This window comes from Leadbettera azotonutricia ZAS-9 (assembly GCF_000214355.1).
In the GTDB taxonomy this organism is placed as follows: Bacteria; Spirochaetota; Spirochaetia; order Treponematales; family Breznakiellaceae; genus Leadbettera; species Leadbettera azotonutricia.
Genome location: NC_015577.1, coordinates 1,383,591 through 1,407,207 on the forward strand (window position 1 = coordinate 1,383,591; position 23,617 = coordinate 1,407,207).

The 23,617-nt window shown below is 43.4% G+C and carries 20 protein-coding genes; 12 read left to right on the forward strand and 8 right to left on the reverse strand.

The genetic code is table 11. The features are described from left to right. Positions 1-4: 4 nt before the first annotated feature. From TREAZ_RS05925 to TREAZ_RS05940, 4 genes are read right to left on the reverse strand one after another with little or no spacing between them, the layout of a single operon-like run. Positions 5-2,176, reverse strand: a complete 2,172-nt coding sequence (locus tag TREAZ_RS05925; protein WP_015710911.1) for an Hsp70 family protein — start codon at positions 2,174-2,176, stop codon at positions 5-7. 3 nt (positions 2,177-2,179) lie between these two features. After that, entirely contained in the window at positions 2,180-3,823 is a 1,644-nt protein-coding gene (locus TREAZ_RS05930; protein WP_015710912.1) for an Hsp70 family protein, read from the reverse strand. Between the two features lies 1 nt (position 3,824). Further along, the gene (gene grpE / locus TREAZ_RS05935) at positions 3,825-4,466 is read right to left on the reverse strand and encodes a nucleotide exchange factor GrpE (protein ID WP_015710913.1); all 642 of its coding nucleotides are present in this window, start codon (positions 4,464-4,466) and stop codon (positions 3,825-3,827) included. Positions 4,467-4,485: 19 nt separating this feature from the next. Next, a complete protein-coding gene (locus TREAZ_RS05940) occupies positions 4,486-6,087 on the reverse strand; it encodes a GTPase domain-containing protein (protein WP_015710914.1) in 1,602 nt (533 codons plus the stop codon). A gap of 296 nt (positions 6,088-6,383) precedes the next feature. Here TREAZ_RS05940 and TREAZ_RS05945 point away from each other — a divergent pair, with 296 nt between their 5' ends. From TREAZ_RS05945 to TREAZ_RS05980, 8 genes are all read left to right on the forward strand, one after another. Then, on the forward strand, positions 6,384-7,799 hold the full coding sequence (locus tag TREAZ_RS05945; protein ID WP_015710915.1) for a tyrosine-type recombinase/integrase: 1,416 nt from the start codon (positions 6,384-6,386) through the stop codon (positions 7,797-7,799). A gap of 133 nt (positions 7,800-7,932) precedes the next feature. Further along, positions 7,933-8,208: a helix-turn-helix domain-containing protein gene (locus TREAZ_RS05950; RefSeq protein WP_015710916.1), complete on the forward strand. Its 276-nt coding sequence runs from the start codon at positions 7,933-7,935 to the stop codon at positions 8,206-8,208. Continuing rightward, positions 8,189-8,797, forward strand: coding sequence for a hypothetical protein (locus TREAZ_RS05955; RefSeq protein ID WP_245535100.1), 609 nt, complete (start codon positions 8,189-8,191; stop codon positions 8,795-8,797). The genes TREAZ_RS05950 and TREAZ_RS05955 overlap by 20 nt, the downstream gene beginning before the upstream one ends. Positions 8,798-8,799: 2 nt before the next feature. Further along, complete coding sequence (locus TREAZ_RS05960) at positions 8,800-10,023, forward strand: phage terminase large subunit (RefSeq protein WP_015710918.1); 1,224 nt, start codon at positions 8,800-8,802, stop codon at positions 10,021-10,023. Then, positions 10,020-11,276, forward strand: a complete 1,257-nt coding sequence (locus TREAZ_RS05965; RefSeq protein WP_015710919.1) for a phage portal protein — start codon at positions 10,020-10,022, stop codon at positions 11,274-11,276. Before TREAZ_RS05960 ends, TREAZ_RS05965 begins: the two co-directional genes overlap by 4 nt. Then, positions 11,266-11,988 (forward strand): response regulator transcription factor, encoded by a 723-nt coding sequence (locus TREAZ_RS05970; protein ID WP_015710920.1) that lies wholly within the window; start codon positions 11,266-11,268, stop codon positions 11,986-11,988. Before TREAZ_RS05965 ends, TREAZ_RS05970 begins: the two co-directional genes overlap by 11 nt. Continuing rightward, positions 11,969-12,643, forward strand: coding sequence for an HK97 family phage prohead protease (locus TREAZ_RS05975; RefSeq protein WP_015710921.1), 675 nt, complete (start codon positions 11,969-11,971; stop codon positions 12,641-12,643). The genes TREAZ_RS05970 and TREAZ_RS05975 overlap by 20 nt, the downstream gene beginning before the upstream one ends. Positions 12,644-12,647: 4 nt before the next feature. Beyond that, positions 12,648-13,955, forward strand: coding sequence for a phage major capsid protein (locus TREAZ_RS05980; protein WP_015710922.1), 1,308 nt, complete (start codon positions 12,648-12,650; stop codon positions 13,953-13,955). Between the two features lie 321 nt (positions 13,956-14,276). Here TREAZ_RS05980 and TREAZ_RS05990 read toward each other — a convergent pair whose 3' ends face one another. Genes TREAZ_RS05990 through TREAZ_RS06005 form a run of 4 tightly spaced genes read right to left on the reverse strand, consistent with a single transcriptional unit; the run spans position 14,277 to position 15,889 of the window. Next, positions 14,277-14,699: a hypothetical protein gene (locus TREAZ_RS05990; RefSeq protein ID WP_015710924.1), complete on the reverse strand. Its 423-nt coding sequence runs from the start codon at positions 14,697-14,699 to the stop codon at positions 14,277-14,279. 49 nt (positions 14,700-14,748) lie between these two features. Continuing rightward, a complete protein-coding gene (locus TREAZ_RS05995; RefSeq protein WP_015710925.1) occupies positions 14,749-15,255 on the reverse strand; it encodes a J domain-containing protein in 507 nt (168 codons plus the stop codon). Between the two features lie 52 nt (positions 15,256-15,307). Then, complete coding sequence (locus TREAZ_RS06000) at positions 15,308-15,562, reverse strand: hypothetical protein (RefSeq protein ID WP_015710926.1); 255 nt, start codon at positions 15,560-15,562, stop codon at positions 15,308-15,310. A 57-nt stretch (positions 15,563-15,619) separates the two neighbouring features. Beyond that, the gene (locus tag TREAZ_RS06005; protein ID WP_245535101.1) at positions 15,620-15,889 is read right to left on the reverse strand and encodes a hypothetical protein; all 270 of its coding nucleotides are present in this window, start codon (positions 15,887-15,889) and stop codon (positions 15,620-15,622) included. Between the two features lie 204 nt (positions 15,890-16,093). Here TREAZ_RS06005 and TREAZ_RS06010 point away from each other — a divergent pair, with 204 nt between their 5' ends. The 4 genes from TREAZ_RS06010 (at position 16,094) to TREAZ_RS06025 (ending at position 23,394) form a co-directional block, all read left to right on the forward strand. Then, the gene (locus tag TREAZ_RS06010) at positions 16,094-16,309 is read left to right on the forward strand and encodes a helix-turn-helix domain-containing protein (protein ID WP_015710928.1); all 216 of its coding nucleotides are present in this window, start codon (positions 16,094-16,096) and stop codon (positions 16,307-16,309) included. Between the two features lie 499 nt (positions 16,310-16,808). Next, entirely contained in the window at positions 16,809-18,773 is a 1,965-nt protein-coding gene (locus TREAZ_RS06015) for a DNA methyltransferase (RefSeq protein ID WP_015710930.1), read from the forward strand. Beyond that, complete coding sequence (locus tag TREAZ_RS06020) at positions 18,770-21,340, forward strand: DEAD/DEAH box helicase (RefSeq protein WP_015710931.1); 2,571 nt, start codon at positions 18,770-18,772, stop codon at positions 21,338-21,340. The genes TREAZ_RS06015 and TREAZ_RS06020 overlap by 4 nt, the downstream gene beginning before the upstream one ends. Before the next feature lie 2 nt (positions 21,341-21,342). Further along, positions 21,343-23,394 carry a DUF262 domain-containing protein gene (locus TREAZ_RS06025; RefSeq protein WP_015710932.1) on the forward strand — a complete coding sequence of 684 codons (2,052 nt, stop codon included), beginning with the start codon at positions 21,343-21,345 and terminating at the stop codon, positions 23,392-23,394. Positions 23,395-23,617: the final 223 nt, after the last annotated feature.

Genomic DNA, 23,617 nt, shown 5'->3' on the forward strand with positions numbered 1-23,617 from the left:
CATTTTAAATAGATTCCTCCCAGGTATCCGTATTCAGGGTATCTTTATCCCTCCCTTTAGCACCGGTACTATTTCCCATGCTTTGGGCGATTTTGCCGAAGGTTCTTGTCAATTCGGACTGGGATACGAACAGGGCATTTGCGTTAGACGAAGAAATATTCTGCAGGAAACATTCGTCTGCAGCGCCAAACCCAATGGCCGCAACTTCAATATTTTCTGAGTGGCATTTTTTTGCCGCCGTGATCGCCTTATCCTGAGCATCCCATACACCGTCGGCCAGTATAATGGCAAAACGCCTGCCCCTCCGGCCGGACAGCTCATTCCTGATTTCCGTAAAAGGATGGGCAGAATTTCCATATCCTGTCTGGCCACAGCTAATGTGCCTGATGGCGGCGCTGCATTTTTTGGCGTCGGATGTGAGGTGTTGGACAACTTCAGAATTATCCGATACGGCAACTACCCCAACCTGTGTTGCAGACATATCCATTTGACTGACAAAGGAGCACATAGCGTCCTGAGCGTCCTTTAATGGCGCGCCGCTCATACTGCCAGAGACATCGACTGCCAGCATGACGAATGTTTCTTCTTTTGCCTTGAATTCCTCCGGGTCAAGGGGCCGCCCATACTTTGACATATCATCGGGCACCGGTTCTTTGTGTATAGGCAAGTCAACGGTATCTTTATCCTGGCGGGCCTGGACATGTATTACCCCGTTCTGATCGTAGCTGTACTGAACCCGCAGAATCGTCTGCCCGCCATTGACGTGGCGAATTCCCGAAACCACAAATTTATAGGGTATCACGCAATCCAGGGGCTTTTTGTCGCCCTGCAAAACATAGATTTCCAGCTCGTTTTCTTCCCTGGAACTTGTATAAAATTTGAAGGCCCGGGCAGATTTTACCGGTATGGAGTTATTGGCAGGTATAATCGTTTCGTTAATATACTCTGTCCCTTCCTGATTAATCGCGATAATGCCCATTGCATGGGTGGTAACATCGCTGACTTTAAGAAGGGTGATATTGGATATGCGCTTCTCCTGGCCAATGGCGGTATTAATGCCCGAAGGTTTTTTTGCCCTGCTGTTTGCCCCTGACGGGATGGCTGCAAGGGTTGTGTAAACAGGTTCTTTTAGGACAGTCTGAACTGCCGCGCCGAGAGCCACTGCCTCATCGGGGTTTACATGGGATATTGGTTTTTTCCCCGATAGGCCAAGAAGGTAATTTGATACCTGGGGCATCCTCGTTAAACCGCCGACCAGCAGGATGTCAGTTATATCCGGCCAGCGTACGCCTGCATCCTTCAGGACTGTTGTGCAAAGGGTCCCGGTCCTATTCAATAAAGCCACAGTAAGGTTTTCAAATTCTTCGCGTTTAATTTCGATTGTGCATTGCCCGAACCCGGGGATACTCACGGGGATTTTAACGGATGCCTTTTGGGATAGCTGCTTTTTACAAGACTCAGCCAGCCTTGTTACCAGGGTGAGGGTTTCCTGATCCTCCCGTGGATCAATGCCGGTTTCGTCCAATACTTTTTCCGCCATAAGCTTGCCAAGCATGGCGTCCCAGTCCCTGCCGCCAAGGATATGATCCCCGGATGTCGCAATTGTGGAAAGATCGTTTTCGCGCTCCATTGCCACAAGGGTAACATCGCAGGTGCCCCCGCCTAAATCGAAAACCAGTATTTTGGCATTGGTTCTCCAATGGTTAAGGCCATAGGCAATAGCGGCAGCAGTGGGCTCATTGATAATTTTGCGGACTTTTAAACCCGCCAGGCGGGCGGCCTTCATGGTGGCTTCCCGTTCTTTGGAATAAAAATAAGCCGGCACGGTTATTACCGCTTCCTCAATCGGCTCTTTCATAACAAACTCGGCATCTTCTTTTAGATGGCGCAGAAGGATGGCAGAAAGATCCTCGGCAGTATAATCCTTGCCCCCTATGGTGCAGTAGGTTTTATCCAGGCCCATATTCCGCTTGAAGCTTGCCGCGCAATCGGCGACCCCGGCATCGAAAGCATCCTTCGCTTCCGAACCGAACACCAGGCCTTCATCAGTAAACTGAATAATAGACGGCGTAGTATTGCTGCCTTCCCTGTTGGGAATAATTTTTGGCAGCCCTGTATTGCTGTCTATAAGCGCTACTGCGGAAAATGTCGTGCCTAAATCTATACCCACCACCATGATTTATGCTTCGCTCGTAGTTGTTATTGCAGCAAGGGCTGTGGTCGCTTTTTTCAGCTCTTCCTCAGTAAGGGTGTTATCCGAAATCAGCGAAGTTTCGACTGTATCCCCTGTCTTGCTGTTGACAGCCTTTACAAAGAGGCCGCTTGGGTCCAGTTTGAAGGTAACTTCTATCGGGGAATTCTTGGGTGTGTGAGTCGGCAGGCCGAGTGTCAATTCTCCAATCTTTTTCATTTTCAGCGCAGGATCGGTGTATTGCTCATTGCCTTCGCTGTCTACGCATGGCACAAGCTGCCTGTTGTTTGGATCATCAGAAGAGTTTTCGAATACCCGTATGAGTATCTCTTGCTGATTATCCGCCATAGTAGCGTAGTTCCCTGTAGCCTCAACAGGGGAATCTTCGCCTATCAATATCAGGTTGTCGACTTTGTATTCGTTGTCAAACATAACGCCGGGGCCGAAAGAACGAGGGGCTTTATCATTTACTTTCATGGGTTTTCCGATTAGGGGAAGAACCCCGCTCTTGTCCCCCGCACTGCCGGCATTTGGGTTTTCAGCCAAAAGCTGTTCATTTACCTTCATGGCCGCGTACAATGCCGCGCCTTTGGCAACTGCCAAATCCGGATCTTCCCTGCGGACCTTATTAGGGAACCGTTCACTGATGGTGTTAAAAACCATGGGCATGAATGTAGAACCGCCCACGAGCAAAACGATATCAATATCCTGTTCGCTAAGCTTTGACTTACCCAGTATGCTGTCTATAAAACCGGTTGTTTGAGCGACCAGGTCTTTGGTCATATCATTAAACTGTTCCTGGGTAACCTCAAGCTTTGTAGTATCCCCGTTATAACTTATAGTTGCTTTTGTGGAAGCCAATTGGGAGAGCTTTTTCTTGATTCCCTCGACATTGCTCCGTATGGCTTGCTTAAGCCCCACATCGGAATCTTCCGGCGTGGTCCCATTCTCGTTGCAATAGGCAATCAATAGATGCTGAAAGAGCCTGTCGTCCCAGTCTTTGCCGCCCAGCCTGTCGTTGCCATCGGTAGCAATTATATCAATATTCGCGGCATCATTGTTGTCAACACTCATTTTAAGAATTGAAACATCAAAGGTGCCGCCGCCCAGATCATATACCATTATGGTGCGATTTTCCTTAAACTCCCGGGCGCAATAATTCAAGGCTGCGGCAGTGGGTTCGTTTATGATGCTTAAAACATTAAAACCAGCTACTTCGCCTGCCTGCCTTGTGGCATTGCGCTCTTCAATGCCGAAATACGCAGGGCAGGTGATAACCACATCATGGACATCATGGCCCTGCTCTTTTGCATATTCGGAAAGGCGCTTGAGTATGAGGGAAGACAGGGTGATAGGGTTATACTTTATGCCGCCGAAATTAAACGTACGGCCATCCGCCTTGCCTATGTCGCGCTTGATGAATTGAATAACCCTGTCTCCTTCGAGTTCGGATGAATTTTTCGCTATGTCTCCGATAACAGGGGTGTCGCTCTCATCTGCAGGGAAATAAACCGCAGACGCAAGGGTTGGTTTTCCCTCAATCTGATTTTCAATGATAACAGGCTTGCCATTATCATCCAATGTAGAGATGGCAGAATAGGTCGTGCCAAGGTCTATGCCGTAAGTAGCCATATTATTCCTCCTTAGTTATGGTGCTGTCAAAAAAATATACATCCACAGCCTCAGGGACAAGAACCCGGGGGCCGATATGGAAACCGGTATTGTAACTTTTTACTACCGTGCCGTGCAGTTCCTTATCGGCTGTCGGAACTTTGCCGCGAATCCGGCTGTAGCGTTTTGAAACCTGCCCGCCTATAACACTTAAATAGCTTTCTACGCCATTTTCAGTTAATAGCTGTTCTATATCGCCGAACATATTGCCAAAATTCTTGCGCAGCTTTTGATCCTCAAGCCTTTCGAGATTATTGGCATAATCTGCATAAATGCGGCTTATTGCCGACAAGACCGGATCAAGAAGCTGCCTGAACAGGCCGCTGCGGTGCTGTTCAAGTTCCGCCTGCATATTATCCTGAATCCGCATAAATGCTGCAAAATCCCTGTGGATTTGGATCATGTCCTGATCATTTTTATCCTGGGCTGATGTGATCATAAGGATTTGGTTTTGTATTTCGTTCATCAGCCGGGCGCATTCTTCATAAGGGGCGCTATTCTGAGGGGCCTCCAATGCAGGTTCCGGGCTAAAATCCACAGGTTCAGGTTGAATCTCATCCGCAGGAATATCGCCTTCTTTTTTTCCCGGTAACTCTTCTTCCATAAAAGCGCTCCTCCTTATATTATTTCAAAATCTCCGTAAGCTTCGCATCATATTGATTTATAATCCACATAACAGGTTCCAAAACACCCCAGGGGTCATAGGAATCATTTTCGCTTTTTTCATGCCCCATGGCGCTGATTGGGAAATAATGAACATTGGTGAATTGCGCCTTCAGGTTGTTCAACACACCGGACATCCCTATACTGTTCAGATACTCGCGGCAGATGGAATCCCGGGCTTCGTCCTTATTATTGTGATAGCGTTCAGCATTGTTTTTAAAATTTTCCAGGATTTTTGGCAGCCCAATCTGTTTTTTGATGATATCCACATCGGCCTTTGTTATTACCACTGAGACAGGAATATCACTCATTTTTCCTGTCTTGGTATATTTTTTGGAAAACTCTTCTATGTAGCCTGTAATTACGTCGCCGATGTTTGAAGTGGAAAAGTTCATAGGCAGTGTTCCGCCATGAACGCTTTCGTACTGGGTTCGGACACCTGCCACACTGAAGGGGTCCACCATGAAAATAATGCCTTCGCAGTAGTGGTACTGGTGCTGCCCAACTGCCGATTGGTTTTCAAATACTTCGCCGGCAATATCATATATTGAAAGTTGGTGGGATAAATCAGAATTCCTTCTTTTATAAACGATACTGTACATGTTGGCATTCATGTCATTTGTGGATTCGCTTTTACCGGTAGCAAACCATTTCTCCAATTCATTAAAACTATCCTGAGGGTATGCCTTGATCTCGATGCCATTATTTTTCCTGAGGTTTTGAAGGTACAGATGCAAAAAGGATGTTAAAAAGGTTGTTTTCCCGGCGCTTACGCCCCCGACAAGCTGTATGCCGAACTGGCTTGCGCTGCTTGAAGCAAGCTCATGCCCGCAGTCCGGGCAAATGGCTTCCAGTTTGGATCGGCCATTCAGGAAAGTGCTGGGCAGCTTGCAGCCGCAGGAACAGGTTGTGGAAAAAATTCCATAAGGGCCGGGAACTAGGTTTGTATGCTTCGTACCGCAGGATGGGCACAGAAATGCAGGTATAGTGCTGCGTTCTTTACAATCAGGGCAGCGGGCAGATATAGAATTGACAAGCAGGACAAGGCGGTCGGATATCCAGAGCAGCGTAAAAAGCGCGTATACGATGCACATAAAGGCAAAAATAAAAACAAAATGCACCGCCGAAAAAACGGCAGTCCAAAGGCTGCCGAACACCCAAATGACAACTGAGAAAACAATAAAAAACAGCCAGGGAAACATTTTTATGTACCAAGGGGACCCAAGGCCATTTACCCAGCTCCTTACCTTGCCCCAGGTTTCAACGTTATTTGACCATGCGCCTTTAATGATGTTGCTGATCTGGTGATACCCAGGCCCAAAAAAATAACTACGCCGGGCCTCCTTAAATGGTTTTTTGGAAGAGGCATCAACATAGGTTGTATAGGGGTTTCTGTTTGCTACACATGATCTTACATAATTGATAAGGGAGACAAGAAAAGCGCTGACAACCCCGATACCGGCAGAGGCCGAAGCAATAATGGACACCAAAGGTATGATAACGTATCTGATAAGGAGGTAGAGCAGATAAATAACGATGACAGCTAAAATAATATACCCCATAACATGCCCCCTTATTAACCGCTTGAATATATTATTGCCACTGCTTTTTTGTCTAAATTATCAATTCATAATATTCTATGTATCTGGAAGCTGTCAAGATACCGCCAATAGCGATGAAATCACGTAATTCATTATATTATAAGTAGTGAAAAATGACCTTTGTGAAATATGCAAATGGTCATTTTTAGGTAAATCCTTGTCAGACAAAGAAATAAATCGGCTATGAATGGCGGTTTAAATCTTAGTTTGGCGGGTGTATGCAGGTATGTCTGCAACACCCGCAAAGGGGTTTAACCATGCGAGTAAGGGAATCTTATTCACTGTACCAGCGGAAGACACCGGCGGGGGTGGTCTTTTATTATCAGGTGTATGATGAGAACGGGAAACGGCTGTGCGGTCATTCCACGGGGAAAACGACCAAAACGGCGGCAAGGGAGTTTTGCAACCAGCTTTTGAAGGCCGGAAAGCTGATGCCGGAAAAAGAGAAAAAACCGACCTTTGGGGAGTTTGCCCAAGGGTGGTGGGATTTTGAGACTTGCCGATATACCAAGAGCCGAAACGCCCGGAACGCACTTACCCAGCGATACCTTGATACTGCCAACTACACCCTGAAACAGTATATTTTGCCTTACTTTGAAAAGGCTCGTGTTGACCTGATTACCGATACCATGATCGATAACTGGCTCATTTCCTTGCTGGACAAGGGCTTTAAAAAAAATACTGCCAATACTGCTTTCAACATTTTTAGGACTATGTTTACTTACGCTCACCGGAAGTTACGGCTTATTCCGTCCAACCCTTTTGATGTGGTACAAAAGCTCGGCTCGGCCAAAAAAGAAGATGAGGATGAAGATGATACAGAGGAGCAGGAAGCAATGACCATCCTTACCCCGGAAGAGGTGAAGCTGCTATTTCCTGAAAACTGGGAAGATGTGTGGACTAAAAAATTTTACTATGTGCTGAACAAGCTGGCGGCTTGTACGGGTATGCGGCTGGGGGAAATGCTGGGGCTGAAAGCCAAGTATGTGTGTGACGGCTATGTGTATGTCAGAAAACAATTTGATAATTATGGCTACCGGAATGTTAAGACAAAAAAGCCCCGGTATATTCCTATCCCCAAGGGGGTCGAAGATGACCTGCGGGAGCTTATTGCGAAGAACGGGGACGGGTTTGTTTTTGTTTGGAGACCTAATGCTCCTAAGCCGGTATCGCGGGCTTGTGTAACTATTGAGTACCACCGGGCACTTGAAAAGATAGGGATTGCCCGTGATGTACAAACAAAACGGGGGCTGCATATGCACAGTTGGCGGCATTTCTTCAACACCTTCCTCCTGATGGCAAATATATCTGATGACAAGGTAATGGCACTGACGGGGCATACTACTCAAGCTATGAGAAAGCATTACACCCATTTTGATGGCTCTAAGTTTACGGATGTGAAAGCCTTGCAGGAAAAGATGATGGACCAAAACCCGGCAACCCTTGAACCTGCTCCTACTCCGGCGCAGATACCGGAACCGCTTTCAGCGCCGGGCGGGGCGGTAAATATCCAGATGCTTAATGTGGTGGTGCCTTCGTCTGAAACGGGCGATCCTATGGCCTGGCTTGAACGGGTGGACTTCTCGATTATTGCGGATGTGGTAAACGGGAAAAGGCGGGAGCGTGATGTAACGGAGAATAGCGCCGCCATCCATACCCCTGGCGCTGTCTAGGATTTATAAAAAAGAACTGTGAGCCGTCCTTGGGAAACCGGGGGCGGCTTTTTTTTGCCTTGGCGTTAAAAAGTCGTCAAAATATTACCTTTGTGAAATATCCAGTTTTTTAATTCCGCGCGAAAGTAGGGACATGGAAACAACAAAAACAGTTTGGGCGGAAAAGATAATCGTCATCGAGGACTTGATGACGATTCAGGACGTGGCCCGGATTACCCAATTCAAGGTTTGCACGATCCGCAAGTTTGTGTTGAAGGACACGATCCCCTATATCAAGGTGGGGGGCGGCTTGCGGTTCCGGCCTTCGGAGATTGCGGCGTGGATTAACGGGTCTGCGAAAGGCGGCAATTCTGCGGGTTCCCCGTCCGGGCAGGCAGGTATGGGGGCGGATGATGACGGACATAAATAAGGTCATCGAGGAAGTCTGGCATCAAGATGCCTTGGCGGCGGCTATGCCTTTTGAGAGCTGGGAACGGCTGACCGGGGAAAGTGCGGCGGCGTTTGCGGCGTTCTGCGCTTTCCGTGATTACGGGCCGGAACGGAATATCCGCAAGGCGGTTGAGGGGCAATTCCGCAAGGCAGAATTGCCTACGGAGTTTTCGCCAGAAGCGAAAACTCCACCCTGCAATTATAACGCGCTTATCGCAAAGAAATACCGGGTTTGGCGGGGCTGGGCGGCGGCCTTCAAGTGGCGGGAACGGGCGGCGGATTATGACGGCTATGTAGACAAACTGAAACAGGCGGAGCTGCGGAAAACCATTGAGGAACAGGGGAAGGTTCACCGGGCGATTACGGGAAAAATGCTGCGGGTGGTTGAAAAGAAACTTGACCTGATGGATCCGGCGGAGCTGGGACAGGGGGCGGTAACGGAGTGGGTTTCTACGGCGATACGGGCGGAGCGGGAAGCGGCGGGACTAACTACCGGGAAAGAGAAGCCGGAGGGACAGGTCGATAAGAACGGGCAGATTACGTTTCTGCCGGATTTTGAGGGGCTTTGATTATGACGGTGTTTAAGCCCACTACGGTACAACGGCAAGCATTACGCCTAGTTAAAAGCGGCGCGAAACATATCTTGCTGTTTGGCGGTTCCCGGAGCGGCAAGACTACGGTGCTGGTGATGGTGATCATCTACCGGGCGATCCGTTTTGCGGGTTCCCGGCATTTGATTTGCCGTTACCGGGCCAAGGATGCCCGGAGTTCCGTTCTGCGGGAAACGCTTTTGCCGGCGCTTACCAATACCATTGGGACTAACCGTTACAACTATCTGGCCCATGAAAGCATGATTACCCTTTTTAACGGGTCGGAGATTTGGATTGGCGGTCTGGGGGATCGGGAACAGGCTGACAAGATTTTAGGGCATGAGTACAACACGATCTATTTTAACGAGATTTCGCAGCTTAGTTATATTTCGGTTACTACGGCCTATTCCCGGCTGGCTATGCGGGTGCCGGGGTGCCGGAATTTGTTTCTGTACGACTGCAATCCGGGCAGCCCTTTACATTGGGCGTATAGGATTTTCATTCGCAAGCAGCAGTTTCTAAACGGGGAACCGCTGGTAAAACCGGAACTGTACGCCTCGATGATACTTAACCCGGCTGATAATGCGGAGCATTTGCCGGAGGACTATATCTCCGATGTGCTGGGGGCCATGCCGGAAAAACAGAAAGCACGGTTCCGGGATGGCTCCTGGGTTAAGGCGGAAGGGGTTATCTACGAACTGTTCGATGAATCCATGATTTTGAAAGCGGCGGATATGCCCAAGGACTATGACCGGATTTGTGCAGGGCAGGATTTCGGACTGAATATTACGAATGTAAAAATCGGCTGGGTGCATGAGGTTATTTATGTGATTGCCGACTACGGCGCTTTCAACATGACCACTAAATCATTTAACGAGGAATTGGCCGCCCGGCATTGGTTTGATCTGGGGCCTGATAATTTCAGTTTTCCGGTGTACTGCGATCCGGCTGGCGGGGAGCGGATACAGGAAATTACCGGGGGCGTTAAGGCAAATAATAGCGTTGAAAGCGGGATCGATTTTATCAATGCGAAGATAGAACGGGGACAATTTTTTGTCGCCGATGGCTGTACTGGTGTCCTTTCGGAGGTATGGGATTACTGCCGGGATGAGGCGGGGGAAATAATCAAGGTCAATGACCACTACTTAGACGCTCTGCGGTATGCGGTGTTCTCCGATGTGCAACAGGGGGTAATAGCGCAATGAAACTATTTACCCCGCTTATCAATGGAATAAAAACCTTAAAATTGCAAACGAAAGCAGACAGGCCGGATTATCCGATGGATGACGAATTTCAAAATAATTTACCAATTTTGTCTGAAAGTGGTGCATACTTATATTCAGCCTGGGTAAACATTGCGGTGGGTATTTTGATCCGCAATATTGCCCGTGCGGAATTTGGTTTGATCCGAGGGGGTAATGATGTAACAAGTGGGCCGCTCTTTGAATTGTTCCGAAGGCCGAACCGCCTGATGTCCGGTTATGACCTTTGGAAGGAAACGGCGGCTTGGTGGTATCTGGAAGGTGAAGCGTTCTGGTGGTTTGGGCCGGATTACGATGGCGGGTTACCGCATGAAATTTACATTCTTGATCCGAGACGGGTACGGCATGAAAGTGTTACGGCGGGGGGCGTACATGATCCATTTAACCAACTAAAGAAGCGGTGGTTTTATCAGACTGATACCGATCTGATACCTATTCTGACCGATGAATTGATCCAGTTCCGGGATTGGAACCCCTGGAATCCGATACGGGGCGTTAATCCGCTTGCGGCGTTAGCCCTGGAGCTGGAACAAGATTATTATGCAAATAAAGCAAACAGCCAATTACTAAAAAATAACGCTATCCCGATGGGGATACTGAAAACTGACCAGACTATAAGGCCGGAGGAAGCTGACGCTTTAGAGCGGCGCTGGGAAAGCAAATACGGGGCGGTAAAGGCTAACCGGAAAATTGCGGTGCTGGGCAAGGGAACCAGTTTTGAACCGCTATCCTTTACCCCGGAAGTGGTCAAGTTATTTGAGCTTAAACGCTGGAATCTCTACACTATTTTAGCAAAGTACGGCATCCCTCCACGGGTTGCCAATATAAACGATAAATCAAGCAATCTTTCCGGGAAGGATACGGCGGAACAGCATAGCGCCTTCTGGCAATATACGCTTATCCCTACCCTGCGACAATTTGAAAACATTCTGGAAACTCAATTTTTTATTTGCTTTGGATTGCGTGAAACCGGAAAATTCAATCTGGGCGATATACCGGAATTGCAGGAGAGTGAGGACGCTCAAAGTAACCGGGATATTGCGGAAATTAACGCCGGATTAAAAACGATTAACGATGTTCTGAAAGAGCGGGGAAAGGAAACTAAGCCCTGGGGAGATAAATGGTACCGGCCCAAGAATCTTGTTCCGGTAAACGTGCAGTCCGGTGATACGTCCGGGGAAGGACATGGCGAATAATATTATTGTGGCGAGCACTTCGGTGCCGTTTGCAGAATATGTACGCAAAAATGTTGAACAGCTTACCCGTATGGAACCGATAGTGCTTGCTTCTGATTTGGAGGACTTGAAGGAAAAGATTAAACGGTATCAAGCCCGGCTGGTGTTTCTTGAATCGAATTTTGTAGATATTGCTACGCCTTATATGATGGCGGTTTTGAAGGGGAAAAATAAGAAGGTGCGCTTTGCAATCTTTAGTTTTGAAAAGGTGGTAAGTGAGGAAGTGGAGCGTTTTTACAATCTGGGGGCGGCGGGATATTTGAATTACCGGGATGGTCTTGAATCCTGTTTGAAAGGATACCGCAAACTGCTTGAGGGGAAGGATTACTTTCCTGATGAACTGGAAGAAACCGGGGCTTCCTGCCATTTTGCGGATTACCGTCTGGGTGAGCTTAAACAGCAGGAATTGACCATGCAGGACCGGGAATTGATTTGTTTAATGAGCCGTGGAAAATCGGCTGAGGAGATTAGCGGGCTTTTACATTTGACCTATGAAACGGTGAAGAATTACAAGAGCCGTATTTACAAGAAGTGCGGGATAAAGAATTCTGTCCATCTTTTACTGTTTGCGTTGTATATGGGCCTTATAAGCTCGGAAGAAATTTTGAAGGCCGCCTTCGGAGAAGGCGGGGAACTTATGACAAAGGGGGTCTATGGTGATTCTGAGGAATAAGAGCGGGGAATTTCAGGTGCAGAACCGGGCGGGGCTGCTGGATTTCCTGCGGGGTGAAGCGGGAATGAGGAATGGGGAGGGAGGAGTTACGGAGCTTGCGGGGCTGGAATGTATCTGCTCGGTTCCGTTTGCGGTAGCAACTGCGGCTTCCGTGCAGGACGGGGAAAACAGTAATGCTATTGCCTGGACTTTTTCTACCTTTGACCTTGACCGTTATGATGAGCGGATTGATCCCTCTGGCTGGGATTTCAAGCGGTACTTACAAAATCCGGTTATCCAGTGGGCGCATTGTTTTGACATTCCGGCTATCGGGAAGGCTGACGGGGTGTTCGCCGATGAAAAGGGTTTGCATGGTTCCATTGTCTTTAATGGCAAGGACTATGATCCTTTCGGCTGGGGTATTGGGGAGCGGGTCAAGAATGGCGTGATCCGGGCCGGGTCGGTGGGGTTCCGGGTTCTGGAAATTGAACTGCCCTCAAAAGAGGACAGTAAGGACGGTACTACGCTTATATTCAGGAAACAGGAGCTTCTTGAATTTAGTGTGTGCAATGTTCCGGCTAATCCTTGGGCTCTGGCAAAGGGAATGACGGAAAAGAAACAGGAAACCAGTTTCCCTGACTTTTGGGGAAACATCATTCAAAACCATAAGGAGTAAAACTATGGGCAATGAAGAATTGGAAGCGGTTAAAAAGGCATTAGCCGCTATGAAGAAAATTGAGTTGACGGGGTTTACCAACACGGAAACCGCAACGGCTTACTTCAAGGAAAAGGAAATGATCCTTGAGGGGATAGTCAAAACTATGGAGACTATCACGGTGCAGGAATCATCGGAAATGGAAGCCTTGAAAGCCACGGTCAAGAGTCTGCGGGATGAACTGAAGGGACGGGCGGCTAATCCCCGTGAACTGACCCGGAAGGAATTACAATACCGCCTTGGTAAGGCGTTGGCGGCGGCGTGGACGGGGAATCATGGGGCCTTGGCGGAACTGTCCTTTACGCCGAACCTGAAAGCGGATAACTGGACTAATCCCCGTGATGTTAGTTGGGGGGAAAAGGGTTGGAATGTCAATGAGAAGGCGGCTCTCGGCTCACCGATGGGGAACCTCTCTACCAATGATCAATACCTCATCAATCCGATTTACGAAACGGAAATCATGCAGGACGCTGCCAAAAAATCGGTAATGATGCCTCTGGTGCGTCATCGTCCGATGATGGGGCCTTCTATCTTCCTGCCTACGAGGGACCGGGGCGGGGTTCAGCTTCACTGGCTTACCGCTTACGGGCAGCAGATCACCGGGAGCAAGCCCCAGGGGGCGCAACGGGTAGAGCTTAAAGCGTACACCCTTGCCGGGTATATCCCCTGGTATGATGAATTCGAGGAGGATGTTTTTATCGACCTGGGGGCAATGTTCATAGACGAATTTACGGAGGTCTACGGACAGGAGTTCGACCGTCAATGTCTGTTGGCGGATGATGATCCCTTTACCGGGGCTATGGCGGTGGATGGGGCGGAGGAAGTTGAAATTGCCGGGGCGGATATAAACGGCTTGACGTGGAAGGACTTCCGGGACGCTGTGTACCGGGTTCCTGCGGAGGAGCGCAAGGACTGCGCCTGGTTCTTGCATGAAACGGTATTAAACCATATTGCCAACATTGAGGACGCTGACGGGCGGCCGATATGGAGGCGGCCCACGGAAGCTATGCCGGGCAAGCTCGACCTGTATCCGTATCACGAGGTTTCCATCATGCCGCAGATCGGGGCGGTTGAAAATGATACCCCTTTTGCGATCTTTATGAACCCTAAAAGAATTCAACACGGGAACCGGAAGGGGATCGAGATCAAGAAATTTGACGGTACAACAGAAAGCATGGAATACGGGGAGTTGTTTCTCCGGTTCCGCAAGCGGGACGGGTTTTTGGTAACAAGACCATCGGGGAATATGGTCATACTGAAAACAAAACCATAAAACGAAGGAAAGCCGACCGGCGTTAGCCGGGCGGCTTTTTTTTTCTGCTCATAAATAAATACTGATAGCGTTTTCCGTAAGTAACCCTGTTTTGTATTCCGGTTCCGGGAGCGTGTCTATATGCTCAATTTCCTTTCTGAATATCCGGGCATCATCCCCCTGCAAATAAGCATAGAATTTGTAGTTGCTATCATAAAGCAAATAATGTCCGGTTTCCGGTTCGTAAGAATAACTGTATTTCAACCCGCTGAAAACTGGTAGTAACATGATCAATTCCTTCAATGATGAGATTACCCCGGCGCAAGCCGGGGGAAATGTTTGTTATTCTTGCAATGATTTAGGCTTCTTAAAATAGTTAGGATTGCGCTTGTAAAGGGCTTCCTCGATGGTCTGTTCTTCAAACCAATAATCAATATTTAGCGGCGCAATACGGCAGATTTCGGAAACGCTGGTATAACCCCATTCTGAATTTTCAAGGTCATCATTCAAAATGGTATAGCCGAACATGGTATCTTCTTTGTCGTATTCGCAGATAAAAATATCGGTGCCGCCGTAGAAGTAATGGAAGATTGCGGGATGTTCGTCCTTGCCGTCTGTCTTGTAAAGTTTGGGACATTTTTCAAGCTGTTTCATAAGCCGTTCTATTGGCTCGGCGTAGGTTTCGGGATTGGCGGCGGTGATAAGTAACTGACTGCGGGGGATGATGATCGCCAATTCGTCGGCTATTTCAAATTCAATTTTCATGGGGTTCTCCTTGGGGGAAATATCCCCCGCACAGGCGGGGGCGGTTTACTTACATGGCTAACTTATAGGCTTGTTTCTCTTTGTCCTTTTCCTCTTTTTCCCGGCTTACTTTCTGACTGCCCTTTTTAGCCCTGATTTCGTCAAGGGTTTCATGGCTGGAAATATTGCGCTTGGGGCGGCCTGAATAAATCCATGCCTTACGGTTGCCGGAGAACCAGAAGCCCAGGGCCTTTAGTTGTTCCCTGATTTCTTTTGAGTTAAAGCAGTAAATCCAGTAGCCTATGATTTCGATTTCACAATCAAGGTTTATGATTTTCTGTAAGATTTCCTGAAAGGGTGTAACCGCATCGGCGGCGGGTTTCCATTCCTTATCTGCATAGTACGAATTAAACGAATGGGACATAAAACCGTTTAGGAAACTATTAAACTGGTTTATTATTTCTACGGTGGCGGCTTCGCCTTCCTGCCCTGCGTGATCCGGGTGGTACTGCTTTAATAATTCCCGGTAGCGTTTTTTTGCTTCCTCTACGGATTGGCATTTTTCAAAGTAGTTCATTTTAACTGCTCCTTTTATGAAGTTTCCCCGCTCAAGCGGGGGATGGTTTGAGCTATAAGGCCGCCAGTAATGCGGCTTTTTCTTCCGGGGTGATGGCACTGCGGAAGGTGCAGCCCTGACATTTGGTATTGTCCCGGCAGGACAGGCAGACTTTTGACGGGTCCACTATGGAGGGCAAGAGCCTGACCATGAGATCCACGGCTACGGGCATGGGCTTACCCATAGCCCACGCAAGGCGGCGAACCGACACAGCAGCAAGGCCGGAAAACTGAGGCGAATAGTACCGCTTTTGATCTGCGTTGTTCATTCTGAAAACTCCTAGAAACGAAATAACCCCCGACAGCCAAGGCCGGGGGAAAAGTACCTAAAACAAAGAAAGTTGACCATGTGAAAGAAAAGAAGCGGGGACGGTGCGGTTTGCATAAATGGTATGGAGATAAGAAACATAGCGGGCCGCTTCTTCTTCCGTTCTGAAAAAGCGGCGGCATTTGAGACCATGACCAAAGGGCAAGCCGGATAATACAAGATGAGCCGGGGCGGTTTGCTTTTTAATGCTGGTAGAGACCAGGGCCGGCCTGTGCAGATAAAAAGCAAACTGCGCTAAAACCTGATAGCAGGGCATTTGGCTAGACATAACAACACCCCGAAGGGAAAGGGCAAACATAAACTGCCGTTGTTAGGCCCAGCCATACGGCCAGGTGGGGCAAGGGCAAAAATGCCCTTGCTGATATACGTTATAATAAAGATTATATACTATTTAATAAACATAGTCAAGTAAATAATAAAATATTTTTACTTTTTATTGACGGGTAAGGGCCTACTATGGTATTTTGAAAGTATGGGAATGACGGAAAAAATACGGATTATGCTGGTAAAGCAAGGAAACATTTCAGAGGCCGAACTTGCAAGGCGGCTGGGACAGACCCCGGCAAATCTACACCATAAGATGAAGCGGGACAATTTTTCTGAAAAGGAACTGCGGGAGATTGCGGAGGCGCTAGACTGCGGACTAAAAATAAACCTTGTTATGAATAAGACCGGGGAGGAAATTTGACTGTGCCGAATGAACTTCATAGCCGGACATACCGAATAAAGCCAATTTTTAGCAGAGAATTCCGGCGTAACCTCTTACCGGATACCGAAGCGGACGGTCCAGGTATTACCGGAGAGCCGCCGAATTGCCCCCCGCTTACTCGACCTTTCACCACTAATGGACAGACTGACAAACGGGACTAATACGGCACGGCAGGGCGCAATGCCGACAAAGCGGGTTCTTGCGGAGAAAGCGGCGCATGAATGGCCGGGCGCACTTACAAATAAAACCGCTGCTGTAATACCCCTTCACTGCTAATGGACAGGCTATGTTAACGGGCTGAACACTGACGGGAAAAAGTGTAATATACAATTATAAGAGAAATTCATACAATTTTGTAGGAAATATAGAACCATCGACAAAAACTGCCATTTTTCCATCCGTCTGTTCACCGCCTAGCCCGATCTACGAGTTTCTGATATACTATTTGAACAAACTTTTCTCTCATATGGTAAGGACAATGAAAGGTCTAACGGAAAAAGAACGAGAATTTATTATAGAACGGCTCCAAGCGGGTGAGACCATACCCGATGATTTCAAGGAGAAGCTGTTCCCCGTAACCCAGAAAGAGTATGAACTCCGTTATGCCGGCAAAATGCGGAAAGAGGACCTCTTGGCTGATAAGGATGGGACTTTTGCCGTGCCCCTGCAGGTTGAGAAAATTTATAATGGTAAGCGTAAAAAGTATAAAGACGATTGGCGTAACATGATCGTATTTGGGGATAACCTTCAATTCCTTAAGACTATCTACAAGAACGAAGATCCTCTGATTAAAGACAAAGTAAAAAGCAAGGTCAAACTGATTTACATAGATCCGCCATTTGCAACTGATTCTGATTTTGAAGGTATAGATGGTCAGAAAGCATATTCAGATAAAGCCAAGGATTCTGATTTTATTGAATATCTCAGAAAAAGGCTCATCCTTGCAAAAGAAATACTGGCTAACGATGGAAGTATTTATGTCCACCTTGATGCTAAAAAGAGTCACTATATAAAAGTGATACTGGATGAGATTTTCTCGGATTTTTTTTGCATAGAAATAATATGGGTATGTGGCTTAATGGGTTCCGGTAAAATTTTTCCAAAGGCGCATGAGACGATTTTTTGTTATAAAAAAGTAAACTCCATATTTAATCCCCCGCCCCGGATCGGATATTCAAAACGTATTACTAATGCTCTGGTTAAGGATAAAAATGGATGGTATTATACAAGGGGTAAAGAAAGCAGTGGGGGGTCTACATATTTAAAGACTTATATTTGTACAGATCCAACTCTTTCAAAAGAGGAAGCAATAAAAAGTGCTAATTCAAACAGGCCTCAAACCGCTTGGGATGTCTGGATGGGTAAAGAAGATTTAGCAAATGAATTTAATGATTTCCCCGTTGGGACATATGCTTATACTGAAATAGAGAATGTCGGTTATCCAACACAAAAGCCTGAATTCTTGCTAAAAAGAATAATTGAAGCATCATCAAACGAAGATGATATTGTCCTAGACTTCTTTGCCGGAAGTGGGACTACTGCTGCAGTAGCCGAAAAGCTTAATCGTCGCTGGATAACCTGCGATATTGGCAAATTTAGCTTTTATACCGTCCAGAAGCGACTTTTAACAATACAGGACAGCAAAAACCTTGAAAATTCAAAAAAGAAATACAGTAAAGAGGCTAAAACTTTTGTAACTGTTAATACCGGGATGTATGATCTTGCAAAGATGAAGGAGTTAGACCGGGGGAAATACATTGAATTTGTCCTTGAATTATTTGAGGTTGCTCCTAAAAAATTAAAAAAGAAAGGATTTGAATTTCAAGGTGAGCGGAAAGATGGTTACCCCGTTCTTGTCTGGGAATATTCGTCTGAACATAATCTTGATGAAGAATTCCTGGAGAGCCTATATAAAGCTCTGGGAAAGAGTATCGGCAGCAGGGTTTATATCATTGCACCGATTAACGCGGTTGATTTTATTGGCGATTATCACCAGATAGAAAACACTAGGTTCTATTTCTTGAAAATACCCTACCAGGTAATACAAGAATTACACAATTCAAAATTTGAAAAGATACATCAGCCAAGAAGTAAGCGCAACCTTAATGATTTAGAAAACGCGGTAGGTTTTCATTTTGGCCTGCCGCCTGAGGTTAAAAGTAGTTTTAAGAAGGGTGTGTTTGCCATCAAAGAATTTAAGTCTAATTTCAAGGATGAGGCCAAGGGTAACGATTTTGAGAATCTTGAAACATTAAGCATGGTTGTTATTGACAGCAACTATGACGGTACGGATTTCAAGATGACCGATTGTTATTTTAGCGATGAATTTACCAATATAGATGGGGTATTGACCAAGAAGATTGAAAATTCAGGTAAATCAGTATTTGTTATTTATATTGACATTTTTGGTAATGAAGCAAAGGAAGTGTTCAATATAAAATGACTGGAAAAAAACAATTTAATACACAAGAGCTTGTATTAAAAATAAGTTCTAAAAATTATGATCCCAGAAAATATCCTATCAACGATTGGGATAGGTATTTAGATGTTCTTTGTCAAAATAGAAATTTCCAGAAAGAAGCAATAAAAACAATCCTTTATTATTTGGTTTCTGATAATTATAAATCCATAGAAGATTTAGTAAATGAAAATTATCGGGATAATTTATCTTTGCAGGAAAAATATAGAACTATCGAAGATTATCATGCAAGACTGCAACTTCCGAAAAAACTTTCCGGAAGTATTGATTTAGCTACTGGGACAGGGAAAAGCTATGTAATGTATGGGATAGCGCAGATCGCATTAGGTATCGGATTAGTTGATAAAGTTCTTGTTTTAGGGCCGCCCAGTCTAACCATTGAAAGAGAATTAACTAATAAATTCGTTGGACTTTCATCAAACAAAATTTTATTAAATGCAATACCTCAAAGTTCAAAATGTTCTAACCCTTCAATTATCCATGCCAATGAAACGATAAAAGATTATTCCATTTGTATTGAAAATGTAAACGCTATTTACACGAATAACAGCTCATCAATAATGGATAGCCTTAGTTTTGGAAGGGGGGAACGGTGCCTTGTATTAAATGATGAAGTGCATCATGCATATAATAAGACAAGTGGTAATGGTACTGATAATAGGAGCATCAAAAAATGGAAAGAATTCTTACTCGATAGTGCTTACTCTTTTAAATACATTATTGGATTTACAGGGACAGCATACATTGATAATGATTATTTTAATGATTGTCTGTATCGGTATTCTTTAAGAAGCGGTATAGAAAATAAATTTATAAAAAAAATTGATTATATAGTTGAAAATATAGACCAAAATGAATATGAAAAATTTCAAAAAATATTGTTCAATCACAAAAGGAATAAACAACTTTATCCTGAAATAAAACCTCTTACTATATTGATTACGAAGGACATAAAAGAAGCAAAGCAACTTCAAACAAGGCTGGTAGAATTTTTGGCTTCCCGAAAAGAGGGGACGGAGGAAGAACTGTATAAAGGAAAAGTTCTTATTGTTACATCTCATAAGGATCATAGACAAAATATTCCGCTTTTATCATATGTTGACAGTAAAGATAACAATACTGAATGGATAATATCTGTAGCAATGTTGACAGAAGGTTGGGATGTAAAAAATGTTTATCAAATTGTACCTATGGAAGAGAAAGCATTTAATTCAAAACTGCTTATCGCCCAGGTTTTAGGAAGAGGCTTACGTATTCCAAAGGAATATCCTACTATTTCTGAAGTTATTGTATATAACCATGATAAGTGGAGTAGTAGAATAAAAGAACTTGTGGCTGAAATACTTGAGATGGAAACGAAAATTTCTAATGGTATATTAAAAAAAAGTGATCGTGCGAAATATCATTTTTCGGTCTATAACATAAAATATATAAAAAATACTAAAGAAACACCTAACAAGGATACAGAAAAATTTATTTACAAGGATTATGCAAATTTAATTTCTCATGAGGATGTTTATTCTGATGATGCTAAATATACTGATATTGACGGAAAAGAGTTGAAGATAAATTATCAAATTGAAAGAGAACAATTTTTAATAACAGATATTGTAAATCAAGTTTATAATGATTTTCAAAAACGGAGACTTGAAGGTATAATTCTCGATTTGGGCAAAAATGAATACACAAGTGATAATCTCCCTGAAAAATCTGACATTGAGAGTTATATCAGACGTTCTATGAAAGAAGTGGGATTAAAAGGGAATTCTTTAAGCAGTCAAAACAAGCAAATAATATTTTCCACATTCGGGACACTTTTAAGAAAAAAGCCAAAAAGCCTGAGAATTTCCAGAGATTTTGAAAAGCTGGAAGAAATTAAGACGTTTTCCAAAGATGTTGAAAATGTTTCCGTATTGGGTTTGAAGGGTGGTTCTACCATTTTCTATACAAATAATTATCGTGATGAAATAATATCAGAAGACAGCTTGATAGCGTTTAATGAGATAATTACCGACCTTTCTTTACCACGAAGTGCATTTATTGAAGTGGATAATTCATATAATTTAAAAACGCCTGTTGATTTAGTATTTACCTTTAAAAAGCCTGAAAGGGAATTTGTTCAAGAACTTATAAAACAAGAAAATGCCGAAAAGGTTAGCAATTGGATTAAATCTTCAAATATGGGTTTTTATTCTATAGAGTATTCTTTTACAAAGGGCACTCATACAAACTCCCATCCATTTAATCCTGATTTTTTTATTTTATTAAAAGAAAATAAATCGGAATATATTTCTGTTGTTGAGATAAAATCTGATGGCGATGATACAGAAGAAAATAAGCAAAAGTATAAATATGCGCTGGATCACTTTAAATTGCTTAACGAAACATTAAAGAAAGATGGTATTAACCAAAAATACTTTTTTAACTTTTTATCACCGGAAAATTATCCTGATTATTTTTCATGGTTACGGGATGGAAAGTTGATTAAAGGTCTGTTCAAAAGCGCATTAGACAGAGAATTGGAGGAATAAAAGTGGTTGCCAATGCATCAAAAATATCAGATTTTCTTTCTCAAAACAAAACGCAATTCATTATTCCTGTATATCAAAGAAATTATGATTGGAAAATTGAACAATGCAAACAATTATTAGATGATTTAATGACAATAGGTAATAATAATGATATTCATTTTATTGGGAGTATTGTATATCTTCACGATAGTATTTATACAGCTACAGACATAAAAGAACTTGTTATTATTGACGGGCAACAGCGCTTAACGACAATAATGCTTATATATGTGGCATTATATAGACTTGCAAAATTCCTTAATAAGAATTCTCTTTTTGATGAAATAAATGAAACATACTTAATAAATAAATATTCTTCTTCATCAGAAAAATTAAAACTTAGAAATACTGAAAATAATGATAGGGCTTTTCGTTTTTTATTAGAAGATAATCAATCAACTGATTACAATGAATATTCAAATATTATACGAAATTTTGATTATATCAAGGACCGAATAAATGAAAATAATTACGAAGTTGTTCTTGCCGGATTATCAAAATTAAGTTATGTTGAAATATCTCTTGAGAGGGGAAAAGACGATCCGCAAAAAATATTTGAAAGTATTAATTCTACAGGATTAGAATTATCCCAAGCTGATTTAATACGAAATTATATATTAATGGGACTTAAATATGATGAACAGAAGTATATTTATAATACCTATTGGCGATATATCGAAGATCATACTAAATATATAGCGAAAAACGAGAATAAACTCTCGGATTTTATAAGGGATTTTCTTACACTCGAAAACAAAAGAATCCCTAATAAAGATACGGTATATATTGAATTTAAGAAAAAATATGATGTTTCTACATTTACCGAATTAGAAAAAAACTTGCAAAATATAAAAAATATGTCTACCTTCTATAACAAGGTAATAAATCCGCAGTTTGAAAAAGATAAAGATATTCAAGAAGAATTAAAATATATTAATCAGCTTGAAAGTGAAGTAACTTATCCATTCATTCTTTCCGTTTACAAAGATTATGATGCTGAAATAATTAATAAAGTAACATTCATTAATGTATTAGAGTTAATTCAGTCCTTCGTGTGGAGACGATTTATTACAGGATTACCGCCTAATGCATTGAACAAGATTTTTATGAATTTGTATGAGAAAATAAATAAAAGTGAATATGTTAATTCACTTCAAATATCACTATTGCAAAAATCAGGGGATCAAAAATTTCCAACCAACGATGAAATAATCGAAGCCTTGCATGGCAAAGATATTTATAGCATTAAATCAAAAAAAATACATTATCTATTTGAAAAACTAGAAAACTTTGAGAACAAAGAAAAAGTATTAATCCAAGGTAATGCCGATATTACTATAGAACATATTTTCCCACAAAACCCTGATATTAGTTGGAGAAATGATTTAAGTGGGGAAGAATATGATACAATTAAAGAAAAATATTTACATACAATCTCAAATCTAACACTATCTGGTAATAACGGGCAACTTGGAAATATGTCATTTTTAAAAAAGAAAAATTATCCGAAAAATGGATATAGTGATAGTCGATTGTGGCTTAATAAATTTCTTTCTTCAATCAATGAGTGGAATATCAAACAGCTTGAATCAAGGTTTGAATTAACAATAAAACGGTTTCTAAAAATATGGAAATATCCAGATGTTGATATTTCAAAAGTTCTGTCTATAGGGGAAGTAAATATATTTCAGGCAGATGAGCCGACCAGTAAGAAACTTGATTACTATATACTTCTCGACGAAAAAAAGACAATGAGTTCAATCCTTGAAATGTACGCTGACGTTGTTCGTCAATTACTGGATAAAAATATGAGTATGTTTTTCACTACTGTCTTAGCAGAGGATATTGATTTAACCAAAAAAGAAAATAAAAATAACTTGCGAAGCCCATTGCAGGTAAATGAAAACTGGTACATTGAAGGTAATTTAAGCCATATAGATAAATTCAAAAGAATAAAAGAAATTTTAACTACTTTTGATTTGGAAGATGAACTAACTATTAAGTATGCAGAATAAATTGAGTATTACTGTGGGATTTTTTTATATATTGAAAAATATTTTTTATCAAACATATAATCATAAAAATATTAATTTTGTCATAGTGTAATCCGCATTTCCCGCAGAAAGTCATTGAACTTGATACACCGAATGCCATATCTATCGGGATTGCTGTCATCCTGGGCCTGGACGGTGCGGATTATTTTATAGGGTTTTATAGACTCGTGGATATGGATAGAGG

What these genes read in the sequence shown, in the direction of transcription:
- TREAZ_RS05980 (WP_015710922.1), top strand. Translation starts at nt 12,648, where the DNA reads ATGGGCAATGAAGAATTGGAAGCGGTTAAAAAGGCATTAGCCGCTATG.
- TREAZ_RS05990 (WP_015710924.1), bottom strand. Translation starts at nt 14,699, where the DNA reads ATGAAAATTGAATTTGAAATAGCCGACGAATTGGCGATCATCATCCCC.
- TREAZ_RS05970 (WP_015710920.1), top strand. Translation starts at nt 11,266, where the DNA reads ATGGCGAATAATATTATTGTGGCGAGCACTTCGGTGCCGTTTGCAGAA.
- TREAZ_RS05975 (WP_015710921.1), top strand. Translation starts at nt 11,969, where the DNA reads ATGGTGATTCTGAGGAATAAGAGCGGGGAATTTCAGGTGCAGAACCGG.
- TREAZ_RS05950 (WP_015710916.1), top strand. Translation starts at nt 7,933, where the DNA reads ATGGAAACAACAAAAACAGTTTGGGCGGAAAAGATAATCGTCATCGAG.
- TREAZ_RS06005 (WP_245535101.1), bottom strand. Translation starts at nt 15,889, where the DNA reads ATGTCTAGCCAAATGCCCTGCTATCAGGTTTTAGCGCAGTTTGCTTTT.
- TREAZ_RS05945 (WP_015710915.1), top strand. Translation starts at nt 6,384, where the DNA reads ATGCGAGTAAGGGAATCTTATTCACTGTACCAGCGGAAGACACCGGCG.
- TREAZ_RS06000 (WP_015710926.1), bottom strand. Translation starts at nt 15,562, where the DNA reads ATGAACAACGCAGATCAAAAGCGGTACTATTCGCCTCAGTTTTCCGGC.
- grpE (WP_015710913.1), bottom strand. Translation starts at nt 4,466, where the DNA reads ATGGAAGAAGAGTTACCGGGAAAAAAAGAAGGCGATATTCCTGCGGAT.
- TREAZ_RS05955 (WP_245535100.1), top strand. Translation starts at nt 8,189, where the DNA reads ATGATGACGGACATAAATAAGGTCATCGAGGAAGTCTGGCATCAAGAT.
- TREAZ_RS06015 (WP_015710930.1), top strand. Translation starts at nt 16,809, where the DNA reads ATGAAAGGTCTAACGGAAAAAGAACGAGAATTTATTATAGAACGGCTC.
- TREAZ_RS05925 (WP_015710911.1), bottom strand. Translation starts at nt 2,176, where the DNA reads ATGGTGGTGGGTATAGATTTAGGCACGACATTTTCCGCAGTAGCGCTT.
- TREAZ_RS05965 (WP_015710919.1), top strand. Translation starts at nt 10,020, where the DNA reads ATGAAACTATTTACCCCGCTTATCAATGGAATAAAAACCTTAAAATTG.
- TREAZ_RS06010 (WP_015710928.1), top strand. Translation starts at nt 16,094, where the DNA reads ATGGGAATGACGGAAAAAATACGGATTATGCTGGTAAAGCAAGGAAAC.
- TREAZ_RS05960 (WP_015710918.1), top strand. Translation starts at nt 8,800, where the DNA reads ATGACGGTGTTTAAGCCCACTACGGTACAACGGCAAGCATTACGCCTA.
- TREAZ_RS06020 (WP_015710931.1), top strand. Translation starts at nt 18,770, where the DNA reads ATGACTGGAAAAAAACAATTTAATACACAAGAGCTTGTATTAAAAATA.
- TREAZ_RS05940 (WP_015710914.1), bottom strand. Translation starts at nt 6,087, where the DNA reads ATGGGGTATATTATTTTAGCTGTCATCGTTATTTATCTGCTCTACCTC.
- TREAZ_RS05995 (WP_015710925.1), bottom strand. Translation starts at nt 15,255, where the DNA reads ATGAACTACTTTGAAAAATGCCAATCCGTAGAGGAAGCAAAAAAACGC.
- TREAZ_RS05930 (WP_015710912.1), bottom strand. Translation starts at nt 3,823, where the DNA reads ATGGCTACTTACGGCATAGACCTTGGCACGACCTATTCTGCCATCTCT.